The 21,967-nt window shown below is 63.2% G+C and carries 16 protein-coding genes; 3 read left to right on the top strand and 13 right to left on the bottom strand.

Features of this window, described 5'->3' with window-relative positions; translation table 11 throughout:
* Positions 1-47: 47 nt before the first annotated feature.
* The gene (locus AB4Y32_RS24410) at positions 48-1,385 is read left to right on the top strand and encodes a TolC family outer membrane protein (protein WP_368723806.1); all 1,338 of its coding nucleotides are present in this window, start codon (positions 48-50) and stop codon (positions 1,383-1,385) included.
* A 29-nt stretch (positions 1,386-1,414) separates the two neighbouring features.
* Here AB4Y32_RS24410 and AB4Y32_RS24405 read toward each other — a convergent pair whose 3' ends face one another.
* The 3 genes from AB4Y32_RS24405 to AB4Y32_RS24395 are packed head-to-tail and all read right to left on the bottom strand — an operon-like array spanning position 1,415 to position 4,360.
* The gene (locus tag AB4Y32_RS24405; protein WP_439899836.1) at positions 1,415-1,747 is read right to left on the bottom strand and encodes an NIPSNAP family protein; all 333 of its coding nucleotides are present in this window, start codon (positions 1,745-1,747) and stop codon (positions 1,415-1,417) included.
* A gap of 11 nt (positions 1,748-1,758) precedes the next feature.
* Positions 1,759-3,480 (bottom strand): FAD-dependent oxidoreductase, encoded by a 1,722-nt coding sequence (locus AB4Y32_RS24400; protein WP_368723804.1) that lies wholly within the window; start codon positions 3,478-3,480, stop codon positions 1,759-1,761.
* 34 nt (positions 3,481-3,514) lie between these two features.
* Positions 3,515-4,360, bottom strand: a complete 846-nt coding sequence (locus AB4Y32_RS24395; protein ID WP_368723803.1) for an SDR family NAD(P)-dependent oxidoreductase — start codon at positions 4,358-4,360, stop codon at positions 3,515-3,517.
* A 120-nt stretch (positions 4,361-4,480) separates the two neighbouring features.
* Here AB4Y32_RS24395 and AB4Y32_RS24390 point away from each other — a divergent pair, with 120 nt between their 5' ends.
* Positions 4,481-5,413, top strand: coding sequence for a helix-turn-helix domain-containing protein (locus AB4Y32_RS24390; RefSeq protein ID WP_368723802.1), 933 nt, complete (start codon positions 4,481-4,483; stop codon positions 5,411-5,413).
* Between the two features lie 24 nt (positions 5,414-5,437).
* Here AB4Y32_RS24390 and benC read toward each other — a convergent pair whose 3' ends face one another.
* Together benC and AB4Y32_RS24380 are read right to left on the bottom strand one after the other, a co-directional pair.
* Positions 5,438-8,239, bottom strand: coding sequence for a benzoate 1,2-dioxygenase electron transfer component BenC (benC, locus tag AB4Y32_RS24385; protein ID WP_368723801.1), 2,802 nt, complete (start codon positions 8,237-8,239; stop codon positions 5,438-5,440).
* A 470-nt stretch (positions 8,240-8,709) separates the two neighbouring features.
* Positions 8,710-10,074 (bottom strand): MFS transporter, encoded by a 1,365-nt coding sequence (locus AB4Y32_RS24380; RefSeq protein WP_368723800.1) that lies wholly within the window; start codon positions 10,072-10,074, stop codon positions 8,710-8,712.
* A gap of 353 nt (positions 10,075-10,427) precedes the next feature.
* On the opposite strand from AB4Y32_RS24380, the gene AB4Y32_RS24375 reads away from it, so the two are divergent.
* Complete coding sequence (locus tag AB4Y32_RS24375; protein WP_368723799.1) at positions 10,428-11,321, top strand: helix-turn-helix domain-containing protein; 894 nt, start codon at positions 10,428-10,430, stop codon at positions 11,319-11,321.
* A gap of 13 nt (positions 11,322-11,334) precedes the next feature.
* Here the strand turns inward: AB4Y32_RS24375 and AB4Y32_RS24370 are convergent, their stop codons facing one another.
* The 8 genes from AB4Y32_RS24370 to AB4Y32_RS24335 all read right to left on the bottom strand — a co-directional run bounded on the left by AB4Y32_RS24370 (position 11,335) and on the right by AB4Y32_RS24335 (position 21,965).
* Positions 11,335-12,507: a 4-hydroxybenzoate 3-monooxygenase gene (locus tag AB4Y32_RS24370; RefSeq protein WP_368723798.1), complete on the bottom strand. Its 1,173-nt coding sequence runs from the start codon at positions 12,505-12,507 to the stop codon at positions 11,335-11,337.
* 526 nt (positions 12,508-13,033) lie between these two features.
* Positions 13,034-13,738 carry a transcriptional regulator NanR gene (locus tag AB4Y32_RS24365; RefSeq protein WP_087739982.1) on the bottom strand — a complete coding sequence of 235 codons (705 nt, stop codon included), beginning with the start codon at positions 13,736-13,738 and terminating at the stop codon, positions 13,034-13,036.
* A 123-nt stretch (positions 13,739-13,861) separates the two neighbouring features.
* The gene (oiaK, locus tag AB4Y32_RS24360; protein ID WP_368723797.1) at positions 13,862-15,244 is read right to left on the bottom strand and encodes a 3-oxo-isoapionate kinase OiaK; all 1,383 of its coding nucleotides are present in this window, start codon (positions 15,242-15,244) and stop codon (positions 13,862-13,864) included.
* Positions 15,245-15,252: 8 nt separating this feature from the next.
* Complete coding sequence (locus AB4Y32_RS24355; RefSeq protein WP_368723796.1) at positions 15,253-16,497, bottom strand: ribulose-bisphosphate carboxylase large subunit family protein; 1,245 nt, start codon at positions 16,495-16,497, stop codon at positions 15,253-15,255.
* Positions 16,498-16,537: 40 nt separating this feature from the next.
* On the bottom strand, positions 16,538-17,368 hold the full coding sequence (locus AB4Y32_RS24350; RefSeq protein WP_368723795.1) for a phosphogluconate dehydrogenase C-terminal domain-containing protein: 831 nt from the start codon (positions 17,366-17,368) through the stop codon (positions 16,538-16,540).
* Between the two features lie 51 nt (positions 17,369-17,419).
* Complete coding sequence (locus AB4Y32_RS24345; RefSeq protein WP_368723794.1) at positions 17,420-18,799, bottom strand: MFS transporter; 1,380 nt, start codon at positions 18,797-18,799, stop codon at positions 17,420-17,422.
* 161 nt (positions 18,800-18,960) lie between these two features.
* Positions 18,961-20,895 carry a D-apionate lactonase gene (gene apnL / locus AB4Y32_RS24340; protein WP_368723793.1) on the bottom strand — a complete coding sequence of 645 codons (1,935 nt, stop codon included), beginning with the start codon at positions 20,893-20,895 and terminating at the stop codon, positions 18,961-18,963.
* The gene (locus tag AB4Y32_RS24335) at positions 20,892-21,965 is read right to left on the bottom strand and encodes a Gfo/Idh/MocA family protein (protein WP_368723792.1); all 1,074 of its coding nucleotides are present in this window, start codon (positions 21,963-21,965) and stop codon (positions 20,892-20,894) included. The genes apnL and AB4Y32_RS24335 overlap by 4 nt, the downstream gene beginning before the upstream one ends.
* Positions 21,966-21,967: the final 2 nt, after the last annotated feature.

The following is a 21,967-nucleotide window of genomic DNA, read 5'->3' as shown; positions in this document are numbered from 1 at the left end:
TGTGCACCCCGGAAGGCAAGCCGCCCATGCGTTACAGGAAACGCGCAATGAAGAACAACAAGCTGTTGCCGGCCCTGCTCTTGCTGGCGTCGGGCATCGCGCTCTCGACGTCACATGCGAACGCGCAAACCCTTCAGGAAGCCGTCGAGCTGGCTGTCAGGACCAACCCCGAGGTGCTTGCCACCACGCATAACCGGGAAGCGTCAGATGAAGGGCTGAAAGGTGCGCAGGCCGGATACTGGCCGCGCCTCGACCTCGACGCCGCCATTGGGCGCGAACGGCGAGACGACGCGGAGACCCGTCTGCTCGGCGTGAGTCAAACAACGTTCACACATCGCACGACCAGCGTGACGCTGACTCAAATGTTGTTCGACGGCTTCGGCGTCAAGAGCGAGGTCGCGCGTCAGAAAGCACGCATCGATTCCTCAGCCTATGCTGTCGCCACCACGTCGGAAGACGTGGCGCTGCGCGTCGTGGGCGCGTATCTCGAAGTCTTGCGCCGCCAGGAAACGACGGCCGCCGCCGAGGACAATATCGAAGCGCACCGGCGCATCTATGAGCAGATCAGGCTGCGCAGCGAGCGTGGCGTAGGACGCCGCGCCGATCTTTATCAGGCCGAGACCCGGCTGGCTCTCGCCAGCGACAATTTGCGTTCCGAACAGAGCAGCCTGAAAGATGCCCAGATCGCCTATGTCCGTCTGGTCGGCATGCCGCCCGACGCACTCGTCAAGCCAGTCGCACCGGAAAGCGGGATGCCCCCAAACGTGCAACTGGCCGTCGATGCAGCGCTGGCCTATCATCCGGCGCTCGCGGGTGCTGATGCGGACGTCGAACAGGCGCGCGCCCAACACGATGTCGCAAAATCCGCACTGTGGCCACGACTCGATCTCGAAGTCAGCACGTTGAACGATCGCGAGGGCATTCTCGGGCCGACCAACGACCGCCGCGTCATGCTTCGGCTTCGCTACAACATTTTTCAGGGCGGTGCCGACAAGGCAAGAATCGGCGAGACGCATGCCCAGGTCCGCGAAGCCGAAGAGACTCGCAACCGCACCCGCCGCCAGATCGAGGAAAGCGTGTCGCTCGCGTTCAATGCGTACCTCACGGCACGCGACCGGGTTGTCGTGCTCAAGCAATACGTCGATTCCAGCGCGGCGACCCGCGAGGCGTATTCATTGCAGTTCGGCATCGGACAACGCTCGCTGCTCGACCTGCTCAACGCGGAGAACGAGTACTACAACGCGCGCACCGACTATATCGGCGGTCAATATGCCCAGGCGGCGAGCGCATACCGCGTGTTCGAAGGCATGGGGCAACTGCTCGACACGCTGCATGTCGCGATGCCGCCTGAGGCTGTCGCGTTGCACAGTACGCGAGTGCCGTGACGATCGCGTCACCCGCCTCGATCATCGGCTCACTCTGCGACGCTATCCAGCGCGGCGGCGCGAATGAGCCGTGTCTCCTGTGCCGTGATCAGATGGCCCGATGCCTTTAGATAGGCCGGGAAATCCAGATGCGTATCGCGTGCAAGGCACCGTCGTTCGTAGTCTGCCAGATCGTCATACCCCCACAGGTGGGTGAACTGGTTCTGCGGCCCGACCAGACTTGTCCAAAAGCCGAGCGGATGTCCAAGCGTTTCGAGCAGGATTGGCATGGCGAGCCTGTCAAATACCTCGAGAAACTCGGGCATCTTGCGCAGCTCGATCGTGTAGACCCGGAAATCCACAAGGGGCTTTGCGGGAAACATTGGGTGGGTCCTCATGCGTGCACCTTCTCTTTGCAGGTCATGGCTTTGGTGGCGATGGCGTTACCGGTGACATAGCCGAAAGTCATATTGGGCCCATGGGTGATACCGGCGCCCGGATAGTTGCCGCCCATCACGCTGCGCCGGTCATTGCCGACCGCATAAAGGCCCTCGATCTGGCTGCCGTCGGCGCGCAACACCTCGCCCGTCACGCTAGTCCTGAGGCCGTCGAACGTGCCCAGATCGCCCATCACCACCTTCACCGCATAGAAGGGGCCCGTCGCGATCGGCGCAACGCAAGGATTGGGCTTGTTGTCCGGATCGGCGAGATAACGGTTGAACGATGTGCGACCGCGATGGAACGCCGGGTCCTCTCCGCGCCCGGCGTCGAGGTTGTACGCACAGACCGTCATCTCAAGCGCATCAGGAACAATTCCGCAGTTGCGCGCCAGCTCGCCGATCGTCTCGCCCTTGATGAGGTAGCCTTTACGCAGCAACGGCCCCACCGGCATCGGCGCGGGCTTGGCATAGCCCAGTCCATACTTGCCCAGCGCCACCTTATCGCAGATCAGCCACATCGCCGTCTCCCGCTCACCCTCGCAGGCGCGGATCAGCGCCGCGCCAACATCGTGGTAGGAGTTAGATTCATTGGTGAAGCGCTGACCGCTGCGCAACACGCCGATCACGCCGGGCTTATAGCGGTCGAGCAAATGCGGGAATACGCCTGTGCGACCCTTGCCGAAGGGCACCTTTGAGACAGGCATCCAGGCCGACGCATCGGCAAAGCCGAGCTTCACGGCACCACCCACCTTCTCCGCCATGGTCACCCCGTCGCCCGTATTGCCGACAGGCGTGGGCGAGAGATGCTCACCCCCACGCTTCACATGCGGATAGACCTGCGCGATGCGCTTGAGATCGTGCGGGAAGCCGCCACACGCCAGCACGACGCCGTGCCGGGCGGTGACGCGAAGCTCACCGTCCGCTGCGCTCGCGCGCACACCGACCACCTTGCCGTGCTCGCTCAGCAGTTCCTTCACGGGCGTCGAAGTGAGGATCGGAATGTCGATCGCCAGCGCCGACTTCGCAAGCCTCGCGGCGAGCGCGTTGCCGCTCGTTACGTTGATCCCCCGCCGGTAAAGCGCCAGCTCCTTGATGTGCGTAGCCAGACGCCGGACCACATAGAGGAACGAAACAATGGACTTGGTCGCGCGGAAGAAGTGCTTGAGGTCCGCGTTCGAGGAATTGAACATCATTCCCATGAAGGTGATCGTCTCGAGCGGCGGCTTGAGGCGTTGCATGTCCTTGCCCAGCCCGCGAATGTCATAAGGCGCGGCGAGAATCGAGCGACCGATGTCGACGCCGCCGGGCGCATCCGGATGATAGTCCGGATAAAGCGTGGGAACGAACTTCATCTCGGTCTCGCGCTCGAAGAACTCGACCATTCCCGGCCCGTTCTCGATAAAGCACTGGACCGCGGCGGCATCGTAGTTGTTGCCCGTCTCGCTCATCATGTATTCGCGCACGCGCTCGACGGTGTCAGCCGGGTTCTGCTGCCGGCCATATTTGCTCAGCGGAATCCACAAGACTCCGCCCGACAGCGCGGTGGTACCACCGAACACGGGCTCCTTTTCGAGCACGATGACATCGAGGCCGCGCTTGCGTGCAGTGATCGCGGTAGCGAGGCCCGCAGCACCCGATCCGACCACGACCAGATCGCAAGTGATCTCCTTGGCCATATCTACTCTCCTTGTCGTTATGGTGTGGTGGCGCTCACGCGGCCAGCGTAGCGTTGAAGCCGGGGCGCGGGACCATGTCCATCAGCATGCAATCGAGCCCGCCGTCGACAAGCACCTCCGCGCCGTTGACGTAGGCAGCGAGATCAGAGGCGAGGAACAGGGCCGGGCCGGCGAGGTCCTCCGGCTCGCCGATGCGGCGGCTCGCGGTGGCGGCGGCGCGGCGAGCCTCGAAGCCGGGCTCCTCGTAGAACTTCGCGGACAGTGCGGTGCGGATCATGCCGGGCAGCACGCAGTTGCTGCGCACCCCGCGTGGGCCCCACTCCGCCGCCAACTGCCGCGAAAGCAGCAGCACGCCCGCCTTGCTCGGGCTATAGGAACCGCTATTGGTCTGCGGACTGAGCGCCGCAATCGAGGCAACGTGGACGATACTGCCCTTGCCCGCCGCCAGCATGTCGCGTCCAAAAGCTCGAGCACACAGAAGATAGCCAGTCAGATTCACGGCGATGGCCTGGTTCCAGTCCTCGATCGAGACCGTCTCGAGAGGTCCGGCGCGCAGAAGCCCCGCATTGTTGACGAGCACGCTGGCCGGACCGAGCGCTGAGCGAACCTCGCCGGCAGCTGCCGCAACCGACGCTTCGTCCGACACGTCACAGCCGATCGCCTGCGCCACGGCACCGGCCTTCCGAAGTTCGGCGGCGACAGCTTCAGCGCCTGCAAGATTCCGATCCACGAGCGCCACATGTGCTCCGACATCGGCGAAGGCGCGCGCGATGCCGGCACCAATGCCACTGCCCGCACCCGTGACCACGCAGACCTTGTCGTTCAGGTTCAGCCGGTATGGGGTCGAGGCAGCTGCGCGATTTTCAAGTTCCTGTCCCATGTAGTTAACTCTCCTAAAATTGCTCATGCGATTGCGCTGAAATCTGCATCGCCATTGAACGCCTCAAGCGCCTATGGAACAATGGACAGAGATCACATATAGCAGGACATAACGTGCATCATGGCCAATGACCAACAGCGCAGCCGGACCGTTCTTCATTTCGCGCTCTATGGCGCGGAAGCCGACCAATCCTGGGTCGACATGGTGCATTACGAACGCATTCCCCTGCGTGCCGGCCGCTTCGACTTCGACATCAAGCCGCACGTCCACGATGCGCTGATCCAGGTGCTCTACGTCACCGCCGGGGGCGGCGAGACCTTCATCGACGGCAAGAATTGGGCAGTCGAAGCGCCATGCCTGATCGTCGTGCCAGCGCGCTCGGTCCACGGCTTTCACTTCCGCAGCGACATCGACGGACACGTCATCACCGCCGCGCAGTCCGCGCTGGAATCGCTGGCGATGACGGCCGCACCCGAGCTGCTGGAATTCATCCGCACGCCGACGGTGCTGTCGATCGATCCCGACGTCGAACGCGGCACACCTCTGGAAACCCTGTTTCAGTCGATCGGGCACGAGGCGGAGAGCCACGAGCGCTGGCAGTTCACGGCAGGCGCAGCACTGACGATCACCCTGTTCGTCAAGATCGGGCGCCTCAGCGAGAGCGCCCGGCTTTCAGCCAGTTCGGAGCGGCGGACAATGGCCGCGCGGATCGAGCGGTTCCGCGCCCTGCTCGACCGCCATTGCCGTGAGCGGCGGCCGGTCGCCAGCTATGCCGACGAGATGGGCGTGACCACCGGCCAGCTCTCCCGCATCTGCCGTGCCACTTTCGGCGTCTCGGCAATCGAGGCAATCGATGCACGCTCGATCCACGAGGCCAAGCGGCTGCTCGGCTATTCGACGCTCAGCGTGAAGCAGATCGCCAGTGAACTGGGCTTTCAGGACGAGGCCTATTTCGGCCGTTTCTTCCGCAAGCAGACGGGACTCCGGCCTACCGAATACCGCTCTGCGGCCCATGATCGATCGTTGTTGCCTGAAAAGGGGGGAGCGGGCTGACTCGACCTCGCCCGCTCATCCGGTTTAGGCCGATACCCCACCCAGCTTCACGAACAGGTGCTCAGGCCCGGAGTTGGTCAGATTGTTGCCGCGCACATACTTGATCGGCCTTGCCGGATCGAGCGCGATATCGCCGACCTTGCGGGCCAGGGCCTTCGTCGCGATCAGCGTCTCCAGCTTGGCGAGCGGCGCGCCGAGGCATTTGTGCATGCCGTTGCCGAAACCCAGGTGGCCGCTGGAATCGCGGTCGATGTCGAACGTCTCACCCTCGGCAAACTTGCGGCTGTCGCGGTTCGCCGCCGACAGCAGCAATCGCACCACCGCGCCCTTAGGCAGATCAACGCCCGCGACAGTGGTCGCCTCGGTGGTGATGCGGCTCACGCGCTGGACGGTGCCACGATAGCGCGCGACCTCCTCGACGAAACGCTCGGCATCGGCGGGATTTTCGCGGATACGTCCCAGCAGATCCGGCTGCTCGGCGAACATGCGAAAAGCGTTGGCGACGAGGATAGTCGTCGTGTCGTGCCCGGCGATGAAGACGAAGGCACACAGCTCCTTCGCTTCCTTTTCCGAAAGCAGCCCGTCTTTCCACATGCGCGCGATATGTCCGCCGATCGACTGGCTGTCGGTGAGAGCGAGCCGCTCCAGCGCTTGCTTCAGATAAGCGAAGAAAGCCTTCGCGCTCTGTTCGTCGGTGCCCGTCCCCGGCGCATTGCGGGCGAGGCGGCCAAAGTAGCTAAAGGTCTCGTCCGACCAGAACTTCATCTTCTCCTCATCCTCGTTCGGCACTTCGATCATCGTAGAGATGGTCGAGATGCTGAGCGGGATGGCGAAATCGTTGACGACATCGCCGCCGCCTTTGGCGATCATCGCGTCGAGCAGGTCCTCCGCCCTTCGCGCGATCTGCTCGATAAAGGGATCGAGCGCCAGCGGCAGGAAGGACGGCTGGACGACCTTGCGTAACCGCGAATGATCGGGCGCATCGAACAGCGTCAGGAACGTCAGCGGTGGCGGGCTGACGACCTCGGAGGAAAACAGCTTCGGATTGCGGATCGCCTGGTAGACATCGTCATAACGCGAGAGGAACCACACGTCCGACGTCGCCGACTGGCAACGCAGCACGGGCGCGTGCTCACGCATCCAGCGGTAGTGCTCGTATGGGTCGCCTTGCGAGCCGTCATCGACCACCTTGAATGGCTCCAGCCCCTCGGGCCAGTCCAGTTCGTGCGAATAGGGCGGAAGGGTCTTGGCCGCGAATGGGCAGATCTGCGGCGCGCTTTCCGGCACAGCAGACGGGAGAGAGGGCGGCGCAACGGCCTTGAGTGCCGTCATGGGTGCCGTCTTGCCCATCGCCATACGTTCCAGCGCCCGGCTCATGGTGGCCTTGGAATGGAGCGCATGCAGCGCAATCACATCCCGCGCCGCGTTCAGGTCGCCCAGTTCGAAGGCGGCGACGATGTCCCGATGCTGCTGGACAATATCGCCGACGATCTCGATCTGGTCGGTCAGCGCGCGAGCGATGTAGTCCTGCACGGCCAGTTGCCCGTAGAGCGCGATCAGCTGGGCGTTCCCGGTAGCTTCGATAGAGAACATGTGGAAGGCGTGATTTGCCTCGATGTAGCGCGGAACATCGGTAAAGCGCCGCCCGCACACGAACTGCGCCGTCGCCTCGGCGAGCTGGCGGAAGATGATCAATTGCTCGCTGGATAGCCGGCCCATGGTCAGCTGAGCCGCCCCCAGTTCGAGAGCCATGCGCAGGTCGAAAGCCGCATCGACGTCAACAGGCGCGATGTGCTCCTCGCCGGTCTGGACCACCAGGCCGGTGCCGGCGAACTTCTCATAATAGAAGTTGCGCGGCGTCAGCCCTTCGGACGAGAGAAAATCGCGCACCGCATCAACCATCGGCGGCGGGCCGCAGAGATAGACATCCGCATCGCCATCGTTGAGCTGGGAGGCGACAATGTGATGGGTGACATAGCCCTTGTTGGGATGGGCACTGTCGGGGCTGGAGACGGTGCAGGCATAAGTGAAGTTCGGCAGGCGCTGCGCATAGGTTTCGAGCCGGTCGATGCCGACCAGATCCTCATCGTTGTTCACACCCAGGATCATGTGGATCGGATACGGACTGGCGCCGTCCTCGACGATCTTGTCCAGCATCGAGAGGAACGGCGCGAGGCCCGTGCCACCCGCCAGAAACAGCACTGGCCGCTCAATGGGTCGCAGGTAGAAGCTTCCCATCGGGCCGCGAAACTCGATTGGGTCCCCTACTTTGGCGGTTTCGCAGAGCCAGGTCGACATCACCCCTTGACGCACATTGCGCACAAGGAAGGACACGTGCGGCTCGGACGGCCCCGAGCTGAAGGAGTAGGACCGTGTCTGATCGGTGCCGGGCACCCGGACGTTGACATACTGCCCAGGAAGGAAGCTGAGATCCGCGCGGTTCTCGAGTTCGACCGAGAAGGCAATCGTGGTGTCTGACGCTCGTTGGCAGGCGACGATCCGTCCGCTGTGGGACGACGGGCCGGTACCCGAGACATCGGAGTTCGTGGCGATCTGGATCACGCAGTCGGAACGTGGGCTCATCTGGCAGGTGAGAACCTTGCGGGCGCCCGCCTCCTCGGGGCTAAGCGCGTCTTCCACGCAGTCGCCCAGAACGTACTCGCCGGACTCGCAGACCGCCTTGCAGGTGCCACACACACCATCACGGCAATCGAGTGGAATATTGATCTTGGCGCGAATGGCGGCATCGGTGACGCGCTCGCCCTCCTCGCACTCGATGAAGCGGGTCACTCCGTCCTCAAAACGGAGGGTTATCTGATGGGCCATGGCGGTGTCTCCTCTAGAGCCGCCCGAACACACTGCTCCGCTCGCGATATGCTCGGGCTGGGTGGCGCGCGAAGTAACCGTGTTTCTCGCGAGCGCCGGGTGGGTTTAATGACGCCAATTTAGAGCCTGAGCCGCGTTCCCCTCAATGGACAGAGTCGACGTTAACCCGGACAAAACGTGCATCGTGATGGATGCCGGATGACGGTAGCAATCTGGACCTCACCCGCCGTCCGCATCCAGCAGATACACGTTGACCACAATGAATTCGCCGCGCTTCGGAGCGGGTTGATCGCCACTGCTCTGTTCGCCGCGCGCGCCTGGTGGCCGGGTCGGGCTACGTCACAGCGTGATGCATTTCGAAGGTGCGCGGATCGATGGCGAGACGCCAACGTGAGCCACAACATAGCCAGGGCGGATTCGCCGAACCGGTCTGGCTGCGACTGGCAGAACCGTCGCAGCCGAAAAATCCATCATTCAATGGCAGGCGCCAATTTCGCCTCTTCTGTCTCCAATCCTCGCGGATGCTTCGCGACGGCATAAACACCAAACGCCGAAATCAAGGCGGGAACGGCAAGCAAACTGAACACCGAGCCGAACTGCCAGCCCAACTCCATCAACGCCGCGCCGACCAGCGCACCAGCAACACCACCGATGCGCCCGACACCCAGCATCCAGGCCACACCCGTCGCGCGTCCCTGAGTCGGGTAAAAGCTCGCGGCAAGGGCGGACATCGACGTCACAGCCGAGGTCACCATCGTCCCCGTCAGGAAGATCAGCGTGCCAAGCCACACCCGGTGGCCAACGCCCTGCCCGACGAGCATCACGAGTACAGCCGATACGACATACGTGCAGGCGATTACGCGATTGGCCTTGAAGCGATCCATCAGCCAGCCGACACTCAGATTGCCGAGCACGCCGCCAAGCGGAAACAGCGACGTCATCAGCGCGGCGCTCTCGCCAGAAAAGCCGGTGTCCTTGAAGAGCGTTGGCAGCCAGTTAGTGAGCAGATAGTAGATCAACAGACCCATGAAATACGCGAGCCATAGCATCAGCGTGCCGAAGCGCAAGCGCGACGACAGAACCACGCGCAATGCCGACGAACGGTTGTCCGACGCTACTTCCGCCGTGATGAACCGCGCTTCGGTGAGGCTCGCGTCCCGTGCAATGCGCGAAAGAACGCGGGCGATGCGCGCGTCGCCACGCGTTCTCGTCACCATGAATTGCGCGGACTCCGGCAACAGCAGCATAAGCATCAGCGTCAACCCGATCGGTCCCACGCCGCCTGCTACAAGCACGCTTTGCCAGCCGAAGTGCGGTATCAGCCATGCCGATGCGACTCCGCCAATCACAAGGCCGCACGAAAAACCGCAGAACATTGCATTCACGGCAACGGCACGTATGCGTGCGGGAGCGTATTCGGACATCAACGTCACCGCGTTCGGCATCGCGGCACCGAGACCCAGCCCCGTCATGAAGCGCAATACGGTGAGCGATTCGATCGAACCCGCGTGCGCCGCTGCGAAACTCCACAACCCAAAGAAAAACACCGATAAAACCAGTACCGTCTTGCGTCCCACGCGATCGGCCATCGGCCCTGCGCCCAGTGCGCCAACGCCGAGACCGGCGAGCGCAGCGCTCATCACAGGTCCAAGCGCCGCGCGCGCGATGCCCCAGTCCTGCACCAGTGAAGGTGCGATGAAACCGACTGCGGCAGTGTCAAAGCCATCGGCCGCGACAACCAGGAAGCACAGGACGAGTATCGTCCATTGAAAAGGCGAAAAGCGTTGGCTGTCGATGAAGTGCTGTACATCGACGGTATGTTTCGGGTGATTCATTGTGCGTCTCCTTACCATGTCTCCGTGTCTTTTGTCGTGTGCTGCTGTGCATGTGTGTTCTAACGCAGCGCAGTGAAGCTTCTCAATCGACGCGCCAGATGATCCTGCTCTCCTGCGCGACGATCCGATGCGCGGATGCCTGCGGATAACATAGCTGGGCCACGTGATGCATATTTCTCATTCCAGATCGAGCCAGCCGTTTTTGTTAGTCATCCGAATTTATATGTATTTATCGATCGACCCATGATTGGGCCGCTCGATTCATGGGAAAAAGTATAGCCACGCAGTGCGCGACGGCATTGGACAAACGGCACGCATAGCAGGACAATCCGCACAGGTCAGAAGGAGACCGCATGAGGAAAATCCCTAACTACGATTTATACGGCGAATCCGCGCGGCCGCTCTGGTACGACGCATTCAATTTCGAATGGATTCCTGAGCGCAGCCGTCCGAACGACTGGCGTATCGCCGCGCATCGGCACGACGCGCTGCTGCAGGTTCTGTACATTCGCAGCGGCAGCGGGCATGTCGTGATCGAAAGCGAGAAGCACGCGTTCTCGCCGCCGTGCATCGTGGTACTGCCCGCGCAAACCGTGCATGGCTTTGAGTTTTCGCCCGAAATCGACGGGCTGGTGATCACGGCCGCGCAACGCGCGCTGGAGTCGCTTTCGAAAGCGCTATCGCCCGGGCTGCTGCCCGTGATCCAGCGCCCCGCTGTAATCCCCGTGAAGACGTCAGCGGGCAACGACACGCTGATGCCGCTCTTCGCACTGCTCGAACAGGAATACCGCGGCAACGCGCGCGGTCATATTGCGGCGGGCATGTCGCTGATGATTGCACTTTTCGTGCAAGTAGCAAGGTTGGGCGATGCGGCGGCGATGCCGGCGACGAGCGCTGTCGCCGATCGCCGCAGCGGCCAGATCAGGCGTTTTCGCGAACTGGTCGCCGCGCATTTCCGCGAGCATCGGCCTGTCGAGTTCTATGCCGAGAAACTTGGCATCACGGCCGCGCAATTGAGCCGCATTTGCCGAGACGAACTCGGCCATTCGCCGATGTCGCTCGTCAACGAACATCTGATACGCGAGGCACAGCGCGATCTGGTCTATTCAGGTTTGACGATCAAACAGATCGCGCACGCGCTCGGCTTCGAAGATGCGGCGTATTTCAGCCGCTATTTCCGCAAGCAGACGGGCGCGACGCCCAAAGAATTCCAGGCCGCGGCGCACGCCGATCTGTCATTGAGCTGAACGCACGTACCGCTTATACCGCGACGGCGCCCACATAGTTCTCCGCCATCGAAACCGCCGCGCTGCGTGACGTCGTCACATGTTCGAGTTCCGCGACTTGCAATTGCTGCTCGAATGGCGATGCATCGTCGAGACGGTGCATCATGCGCGTCATCCAGTACGAGAAATGCTCGGCGCGCCAGATACGCTTGAGCGCCGTTTCGCTATAGCTGTCGAGCAGATCCGAGCGGTCTTCCTGATAGAACGCGCGCAGTGCGTCCGATAGAACACGCACGTCGGAGACTGCCAGGTTCAGGCCTTTTGCGCCCGTCGGCGGCACGATGTGCGCGGCGTCGCCGGCAAGGAACAGGCAGCCGTGCTGCATCGTCGTCGATACGAAACTGCGCATGCCGACGATGTTCTTCTGGAAGATCTTGCCTTCCACCACCTTGTGCCCATCGTCCGAATCGACACGTGCGTGCATTTCGGCCCAGATGCGGTCGTCGGACCAGTTGTCGACGGTGTCTTTCGGATCGCATTGAAAGTACATGCGCTGCACGTTCGGCGATCGCGTGCTGACCAGTGCAAAGCCGCGTTCGTGGCGCGCATAGATCAATTCATCCGCCGATGGCGGCGCTTCGGCGAGAATGCCGAACCAGCCGAACGGATACACACGCTGATAATCGCGGCGCAGCGTTTCAGGAATGGCATTGCGCGAAATGCCCTGCGAGCCGTCGCATCCGATGATGAAGTCGCATTGCAGTTCGCGTGCTTCGCCCTGATGCCGATAACGAATGCTCGGCGTGCCGCTTTCGATATCGTGCAGCGATACGTCCGACACTTCGAAATGCAGTGCGGCATGCGCGGCCACGCGCGCCGCAACCAGATCCTTGATGATTTCGTGCTGCGCATAGACGGTAATCGACTTGCCCGTCAGGTCCGTGAGATCGACGCGGCGGCGCTTGCCTTCGAAAGCGAGTTCGAAGCCATGATGCAGCGCGCCTTCCGCTTTCATGCGCTCGCCGACGCCTGTTTCCGTGAGCAGATCCATCGTGCCCTGTTCAAGCACGCCTGCACGTATCGTCGATTCGATCTGCTCGCGGCTGCGCGATTCGAGCACGACCGAGTCGATGCCCTGCAAATGGAGAAGATGAGAAAGAAGCAGTCCAGCAGGACCAGCGCCGACGATGCCGACTTGAGTACGCATGTGTGTGTCTCCTGAATGCGTGTTTGATCTGGATCAAAGTGTGCCGGCCAACCTTTTATCGGGCAACGCAATGACGCGAATAAGCGATATCTAGATTCGCGATAATGGATGGTGAGGGTTTTAATCGTGAGGGTAGCCTCGTCAGACGCGGAATGCGTCAGCTACTGTTGACTCGCGATCTGCCAGCCGTCAATGCGGGTGCGGTTTAGCCGCTTGAAGCGCGAGCAGTTCAAGCGCCGCCTGCAGCGCGAACCGGCGTCTGGGCGGCATATAGTACGGAGCGTCCGGTCCGTGGGAAGTTAACCCGTCAGCCGCCCGCGGTTAGCCATCGTCAAGTGCCACAGCGAGATACAGAAACCCCTCACCGGCCGGGATGTCGGCAGCATCTGCGGTTGTGGTGCAATTCGGATGCGTCTGACTGCCACGAGCAAATGCGTAAGCCGACCGCCAATGACACCGACGGAAATGGGTCTGTGAACTCAGGCGCACGGTATTGCAAGCACCACTCGTCGAGTGCAGATCTCGTTTACTTGCTCAGTTTGCGGTACAACTCGTTGGCGCGGGAAAGATGGGCATGCATGGCGGCGGCGGCAGCATCACCATCGCGCTTCGCGATTGCATCGACGATCCGCTGATGTTCGGACAACGTGAGTTTCTCGGCACCCGGAGCACGAACCATTGGACGATAGTATTCGCCCGCCCAACGAAACAGCGATTCGACGATCGACGGAAAAATCGGATTGCCGCTGATCCTGGCGATCTCGCGGTGAAATGCCATGTCGCGCTCGATGAACTCTTCGAGGTTGACCATCGACGCCCGATGCTGCGCCACGCTCAATTGCAGCCGCGCGACGTCTTCTTCCGTCGCGCGCTCGGCGGCCATGCGCGCGGTGCCCGTTTCGAGGAACAGGCGCGCGTGCTTCAGATGCTCGAGCATCTCGGGGTCCGTGCGCAGCAGATGCATCGCGCCGCTCGCGATCTGGCCGATCAGGCGATCGGCCGTCGGCACGACGACGCGCGCGCGCTCGCCATGCACGATCTCGACGATGCCGGATCGCTCGAGCGTCTGCAGCGCTTCGCGCACGGCAGGCCGCCCGACGCCGTACATTTCCATCAGTTCGCGCTCGGACGGCAACTGCGCGCCGGGCGCGATTTCGCCCGAGCGTATACGCTCCATCAGCCGGTCCACGACTTCCTGGTACAGCTTCCGACGCGGGATGATCTCGCCCATTACATTTTCGCTTCAAGCTCCTGGTGTAATGACAATACCATACACCGATCGATCGTTGCGAGAAGCCGCAAGCTGAACCGGATGCGGCCCGCAGCGCCAGACGTGCCAAATCCGCATCGTTCTTCAGCCTGCCTCGCGTCCCTGCCTCACCGCGCCAAAGAACGATGCACCGCCGATCTGCCCGCCCTTCAACACAATTTCCAACCCATCGCGTTGCGCCGACTTCGACCATGCGCGGCACAGCGGCGCCCCCGGCGAAAGCCCCGCGGCAACACTCAGCGCATCGATGCCGAGCGTGCTCGCGACGTCCCCCGAGCTGTCGCCGCCAGCAACGACCACGCGCCTGAGATGAATCTGATCCAGCAGACGCCGCATGACTTCCGCGAGCGCGCCGCCGACATGGCGCGCGGCATCGTGGCGCGTCAGACCCGCATCGCGTGCGATCGCATCAAAGCCGATCACGTCGGGATCGTCCGGGCCTTCCGCGCTGTGCACGATCGCGCTGACGCCACGGCGTAGCGCATCGGCGGCAGCGGCAACCGCGCGTCCGATCTCCGCGCCGCCTGATTGCGAATCGAGCGCGCGGCGCAAATCGAGCCGCTCGACATGAAAGCCATGCGCGCGCGCCCACGCGATCTGCGAAGCCGTGACGGGCGAACAGCTGCCGCTCACGGCGGCAATCGCATCGACGGGATTCGCGACGGGCAGCGAAGGCGTCGCGGGCAGCCAGCCGCGCGAACGCCAGTATGCAGCCAGCGCGTATTGCAGCCCCGACGACGACGCGCTGAACACGCCCTCGCCGCGCCGCTCCCACACGACTCGCCCCGCTTCGGCGAGCGTTTCCTCGTCGAGCACGTCGATCAGCACGACGGGCTGGTCCTCGGATGCAAGCGCATCGACGCGCGCGAGACCTTCGCCGCCGCGCAATTGCAGCATGTCGATCAGTTCGATCCGGCGCGACGTCTGCCGTGCGAGGTGCACGCGCAGGTCCGCTTCGTCCATTGGCGTGACGGGATGACGCGACATCGTCGGATGACGGTCGAGGCGATAGCCGGTGCCGTTCACGGCCGCGAACAGATTGCCGAACATCTGATAGCGCTTCAGACGCGGCGCGCCGATCACCATTGGCGACCAGCGCGCGCGCATCACGCTCACGCCGATGTCGATGGCCGCGCCGATCGAGCCGACTTCCGGCGACGAATCGAACGTCGAGCAAACCTTGTATTGCAGGATCGGCGCGCCGAACGCCGCGAGACTCGCGAACGCGGACGGCAGCACGTCGCGCATCCAGCCAGGATTGCGTCCGCGCGACGAGCCGGCCAGTCCGATGCAGCGCGCTTGCGGAAAGCGCGCGAGCAGGTCGGGCGCCGGCGTGTCGAGACACAGGACCGTCGGCACGCCGGCCGCCGTCATCGCTTCCATCGCGTCCGTCGATCCCGTGAAGTCGTCGCCGTAGTAGGCGAGCAGCGGCCCCGCCGCGAAATCCGCTTGCGCTGAATCCCTCATACGCGTGCTCATTTCCAGAAACCGAGCGCCGCGCGCAGCGCCGGATTGCGCTCGGCGTGCGTGTCGAGCGGCACGCCTTCGATGGCCGCGACCCACGCTTCGCGCAGCGCTTCCACGCCCGCCGCGACGCCCTGCGGATGGCCAAAAATGCCGCCGCCCGCCGTGTGGATCAGATCGGCGCGACCGAGCGCGGCATAGGTATCGGCCGCCTGCAAACCGGTTTGCCCCGAGCTGAACACGGGCATCGCCGTCATCGGCGCTTCGGGCATCACGGGCGCGAGCACCGCGCGCGCCGCTGCGATCACGCTTTCGTCGGCTTCGCTGAACTTGTTGCGCAAGCCGTTCACGTGCAAATGATCCGCGCCCGCAAGCCGCCAGATCATCTGCCACGGCGCGTAATCCCAACCCAGTTCGGGACTGCGCGACAGATAACCCCAGCCCGCGCGATGCGCGTGAATCGGAAGTTGCGCATGCTTGCGCAATTCGTGCAGACCCACGAGCCCCACCGAATTGAGCACCGCCATCACGCATGTACCGCCGTGCGCGAGCACGAGATCGTGACGTCGGCGCATCTGGTCGAGATCGCCCGTCAGGTTGAACGCGACCATCGCCTTCTTGCCCGTGCGATCGGCGTGCTCGTTGACGACACGCATCACCGCCTTCACGCGTTCGTCGAATGGACAATGCGGACCGTCGGCCTGCAACTCGTCGTCCTTGATGAAGTCGATGCCGCCTTCGACCAGTTCGCGCACCTGCTGCGCGGTCTCTTCCGGCGACAAACCGACGCTCGGCTTGATGATCGTGCCGATCAGCGGACCATGCGCGACGCCGGCGAGCTTGCGCGTACCGTCGATGCCGAACGCCGGACCGGCGTACGCCGTCGCGAACGAAGGCGGCAGCGTCAGGCCGGTGAGCCGCAAGCCCGACACCTGACGCAGCTCGAACAGATTGCCCGCGATCGTCGACATCAGGTTCGGCAGCGAAGCGCCGAAGTTTTCGATAGGCCAGGAAAGTTCGAGCGTGCAGCGCGTGTACACGTCCGACTTCATGCCGCCCGGCAGGCTCGGCGTATCGACGGTGTCGAGAATCTCGAGCCGCTCGACGCGCGCGCCCGAACGCGCCTTTAGTTCGGGCGTCTCGCCGGGCAGCGCGACGAAGGTGCCGCTCGACTGTTCACCGGCGATGACATCGGCGGCCCGGCGCGGATCGTCGCCCGTTTCGAGCCAGTAAGTAGCGTGAATGCGTTCGCTCACGGTGCAGTCCTGTTCAAGGTCAAAAGAAGAGAGCCGTGCATCACGTAATGCGGCGAATGCTTTCCGCGATTTCTTCGCGCTCGAATACGCCCTTCCAGTCGTCGCGCATCAGACGCGGCTTGCCGAACTCGATTGCCTTGTTGCACGCATCGGAGAACGCGCCGGGAATTTCGTTGAAGATCACCGCGCTCAGGATGTTCATGTGGCCGAGCAGGAAATCGCGCGCGGCCTGTTCGGGCACGCCGCGCTTGACGGTTTCGTCCATCGCTTCGCGCATCACATACAGCAGCGTCGCGCAGATCGTCTCGGACAGGCCCGGCTCCAGCAGCGCCATCTGTTCGACGGTCAAACGGTAGGAACGCAGGATTGGCTGATAGATCGTCTTCGCGACGTCTTCGCCGAGATCGAATGCGGACTCTGGGCCTTGCATCAGCGCACTCGTGATCGACTGCTTCGCATACGCGCCGCCGAAGAAATCGCGGCGCGCTTTCGGATCATCGTCGTTGTTGAAGATGATCGGATGGCACGGGTGTGCGACGAAGTACGTCAGGTCAGGGCGGTCGGGCAGATGGCCTGCGAACGGCGCGGCGGCGTCGAGCGTCATCACCATCGTGCCCGCCGGCAGCTTCGGCGCGATTTCGTGGCTGAGCTTGCCGATCAGGGTATCGGGCACGGCGAGGATCACGACCTGCGCGCCGTCGATCGCGGCATCCACGGATACGCAATCGATGTTCAATTCGTCCTTCAGGCGCTTGCGGCCCACGTCGCTCACTTCGACATGCGCGACGCGATAGTCCGACTTCAGCAGGTTGCTCGACAGACGGAAGCCCATCTTTCCGCCGGCACCGATCAGTGCGATTTTCTCTTTCATCGTCCTCTCTCCTTGCAGGGGTACGTCATGTTCATGAATATCGGTTGAGGGTCAGCTCGCGCGCGGGTCGAGCGCGACGGCTGCGTGTTCGTCCTGTGCCCGCGTGCGGCGCTCGCTGCAGAAGGCAAACGCGAGCACCGCGCTCATCAGCATGAAGGCGCCGACGACGAACATCGGCGCGTGATATGAGCCCGTCGCGTCCTTCAGCGCGCCCGTCACATACGGCGCGACGAAGCCGGCGAGATTGCCGACCGTGTTGATGAGCGCAATGCCCGCGGCGGCCGCAGCGCCCGACAGGAAGCGCGCGGGCAGCGCCCAGAAGTTCGGCAGCGCGGAGAAGATCGCGCAGGCTGTGATCGTGATGACGGCGATGCTCGTCGACGGTGATTTCATGTAGAGCGCGAGCGGAATGCTGAGCGCGCCGAGCAAGGCCGGAATGCCGATGTGCCATGCGCGCACGCCATGCTTCGTCGCATTGCGGCTCCACAGGAACAGCACGATCACGGCGGGCAGATAGGGAATCGCCGTAATCAGGCCTTTCTGGAACACGTTGAAGTGCGAGCCAAACTGCGTCTCGAAGCCGCCGATGATGGTCGGCAGAAAGAACGCGAGCGCATACAGGCCGTAGATCAGGCCGAAGTACATCAGCGAGAACATCCAGACGCGACCGCTCGTCAGCGCGGCGCCCGCGTGATGGCGATGCCGCGTGCCGTTCGTTTCGCGCTGATGCTGCTCGGCTTCGAGTTCCGCCGTGAGCCACGCCTGTTCGGCGGACGTGAGCCAGCGTGCCTGTGAGGGCCGGTCGCTCAGATAGAACCACGCGACGATGCCAACGACGATCGCGGGCACGGCGACGCCGAGGAACATCACGCGCCAGCCGGCGAGGCCGAAGAGCCCATGCGCTTCGATCAACAGCGCGGCGAACGGCGCGCCGATCACGATCGTCAGCGGCTGCGCGAGATAGAACAGCGCGAGGATGTGGCTGCGATGGCGCTGCGGCACCCACATGCTCAGAAACAGGATCGCGCCGGGAAAGAAGCCCGCTTCGGCGACGCCCAGCGCAAAGCGCAGTCCATACAGTCCCGGCACGCTGCTCACCCATGTGAAGAGCAGCGCAACGATGCCCCACGTCACCATGATGCGCGCGAGCCATCGGCGCGCGCCGAACTTATGCAGCGCGAGGTTGCTCGGCACTTCGAGAAAGATGTAGCCGATGAAGAACACGCCCGCCGCGAAACCGAACTGCGCGGCGTCGAGCCCGAGATCCTTCGTCATGCCGTTCGGGCCGGCGAATGAGATCGCCGTGCGATCGAGGAAATTGATGAAGAACATCAGCGCGACGAACGGCACGAGGCGCAGCGAAACCTTGCGGATGGTCGAGCGCTCCAGCGCGCTCGGGCGTGCCTTTTGGGCGTGCGTGGCAACTTGCATTGCGTCTCCTTCGATAGGTCTCGCGACTTCGCGCGACTCTGTGTTCTCGCACAGATCACTCATGTTCTGCGCTGGTGTGATGAGTAGACCATCATGCGCGAAAAACAGTCACTGGGTTTACTACCGAGATGGTTTTAGCCCTTCGTCGATGCGATATTTGCTTACGTACGCCCTGACGCCGCCATCAGGCACGCGAACGGGCGAAGCTCGATGCGCTCGCCGTACGCAATGCGCTTTTCCCGACCGTGCAGCGATACTTCGTCGATCACGATGGCGTCCAAGGAACCGCGAATCATGTCGCGCAAATCAAGTCGCACCGCACGCGCCGCGTCGGTCAGATTCGCGATCACCAGGTGAATTTGCCCGTGCGCGTCGCGCGCGGCCACACACGCGATCTCGCGCGGATTCACGCCCGTGCACATGAGTCGCGTTGCGCCGGCCATGCGCGCCAGCGCCTTCGCCACCTCAAACATCGGATAGCGTCGCACGACGTCGCTCACATCGGCGAGGCCGCGCGCGCCCGTGAGCGCGCCGAGCGTCAGCGTGTCGATGCGTGCCCCTGCCAGTGCCGCCGCATAGCCCGCCAGCCACGCGCCCCCGAACAGCGCGCGCTGGCGCGGATCGCAAGCGGCCATCGCGATGCGCTCGCCATGCGGATTGGGCATCACGCGCGAGCCATACGGGTTCTGCCGCATGCCGATCGACACCGGGCCGATCGAATACGGCTGCGCGCCGATCAGCGCGCGGCATGATCGCGTGATGTGAGCAATGGCCTCGAGCGTTTGCATCACGCTGCGATCGTCGGCGGCGTGGACGATCGGACACGTTGCGTGCGTCGTCCAGTCGACGAGTTCGAGCGGCGGGCGCTTACGATTGAGTTCGGTGAAATAGCTGAGCATGCCGCCGCCGATCCGCAAGTGCGCAAACGCGTGGCGCGCTTCACGGTACACCTCGTCGAGCGCGGGACAAGGCGGACTGACACTGCCTGGCGGATTCGACTGCCGATGCACCGAGGGACTGACGACAATGCCCGTCAGTGTCAGTCGCGACGCTTCGATCAGCGACGCAAGCGCATCGAGTTCCACACGCGGCGCGTCGACGCCCGGCAGCGCGCATTCGAGCACGCAGGGTATGCCGCTGTGCCGCTGCAATGCGGCGAAGCGTTCGAGTTCGTGCAAGCCATCGCCCGCCGTCGGATCGAAGCTGAGCGTCAGTTGATGCGGCGATAGTTCGGCCAGCAGCGGCAGGTGATCGAGCGCCATGTCGATCTCGTCTGTCGCGATGGCAATGCCGAGCGCGGGCATCGGTTCATGCGCGCCTTCGATCGTATCGACTGTGACGACGCGGTCTTCGGATTCATGCGGGGCACGCGGCGCAAGCGCCGCGTGTGTCCGCCCTTCGACGCCGAGCGTCACGGTTTGCGTGAACATCGCGCCCGCATCGAGCGTGAAAGGCCACGGCAAAGCCAGCGGCCGCGAATAGGTCTTGAACGATGCATCCGACCAGTTGCGCTGATCTTCCATCTCGAACACGTCCCCGGTGAACGCGCAGCGCACGGTAAGTCCGCACGGCATGTCGTGCTCGATCGAGCGGATATCCTTGAACGGTTGCCATGGATCGATCAGCGCGGGAAACGCCGCGCTTTCGCGCGTGCCGTCGCCGTGTTCGACGCGCACGGGCGCGCCCGCCACGCCGTCGAGCGGATGCAGCACGCAGAAGCCGCAGCGCGCCGTCAGGAAAGCGTCGTGTGCGGTCACGGTCGCGCTGAAAGACAGCGCACGGTCGCTCGCGCAATCCATCGACAACGCGTAGCTCAACGCATGTCCATCCGGATTCACGCATTGCGCGCGATAAGCGATGCGAAACCCGCTCTCCGTCTCATCGATCTCGACGGCGCTCAACACCGGACGGCACGTCCCCCAATCCTTGTCGCGCACCAGAAACGCCACCGCGCGAATCACCTCGACATCGCGATAGCGAATGTCGTGCAGCGCGCCGTCGATCAGCAGCGCGGACCACGGCCCCGCTTTCATACGCCGCGCTTGCGCAACAGACTGGCTCGTGCCGTAATAAAGCTTTGCGAGATCCTCATTCATCGCACAGCCCGCCGGCGCTCGAAGTCGCGCAAATCCACGCTGCGCCCTTCGCGCGCGGAAAGATACGTTGCTTCGACGAGCGCGAGCGTGCGCAGATTGTCGCGACCGCTCGTCGCCGGTTCGCACCCGCTGCGCAAGCACTCGATCCAGTGCGACTGGATATTGAGCACGCTGCCCTGAATCGCTTCCCAGGGCGCACTCGCCCACGACAATGCAGGCGGCGTCGCATCGCGCACCTCGGTGCCCGCAGTCGTGTGAATCTGCAACTGGTAATCCGCCATCAGCCGCAACGTGCCCGCCGAGCCGTCCACTTCGATGAGCGTCTGCGGAAACATTTCATGCGGCAAAAGCGTCGCGTAGCTGCAATCGACGATGCTGTTCGCGCCGCTTTCATGGCACAGCATGATCGTCGCGACGTCTTCGCCCTTGATTGCAGGATTCACGCGCGAGGTGCTGGCCGTCACGTGCGTCGCGTCGCCGAACAGAAAGCGCGCGATATCGAGAATATGAATGCCGAGGTCTTCGACGATGAAGCGCTCGCCTTCGGCCAGATACGGCTGCCCACTGAATACATCGAATGCCGAGCGAAACGACACGCGGCCCCAGAACGGCTTGCCGATCTCGCCCGCCTGCAACGCCGCGCCGACGGCCTGAATCGCGCTCTGCCAGCGGAAGTTCTCGTGCACCATCAGCGGCACGTTTGCGTCGTCGCAGGCCGACACCATCGCGCACGCATCGTCGAGCGTGCGCGCGAACGGCTTCTGGCAAATCGTCGCGACGCCCGCCGCCGCAGCCATTTCCACCAGCGCGCGATGGCTCGCGACCGTCGTCGCGATATCGACGAAATCGAGCCGCTCTTCGCGCAGCATCGCGGCGGCATCGGTGTAAAGACGCTCGATGCCGAATTCGCGGCCGGCGGCATGCAGGCGCGATTCGTCGGCGTCGCACAGCGCGACGAGGTTTGCGCCCGGAATGTCGCGCCATGCATGCAGATGATTACGCGCGAAGAACCCGCAGCCGATCAACGCGCCTTTGAGGGTATCGCGATCGTGAAGCGTCGATGCGCTCATCG

Origin of the sequence: Paraburkholderia phymatum (assembly GCF_040965635.1) — a bacterium.
In the GTDB taxonomy this organism is placed as follows: domain Bacteria; phylum Pseudomonadota; class Gammaproteobacteria; order Burkholderiales; family Burkholderiaceae; genus Paraburkholderia; species Paraburkholderia phymatum_B.
This window is presented reverse-complemented; position numbering and strand designations above follow the sequence as displayed.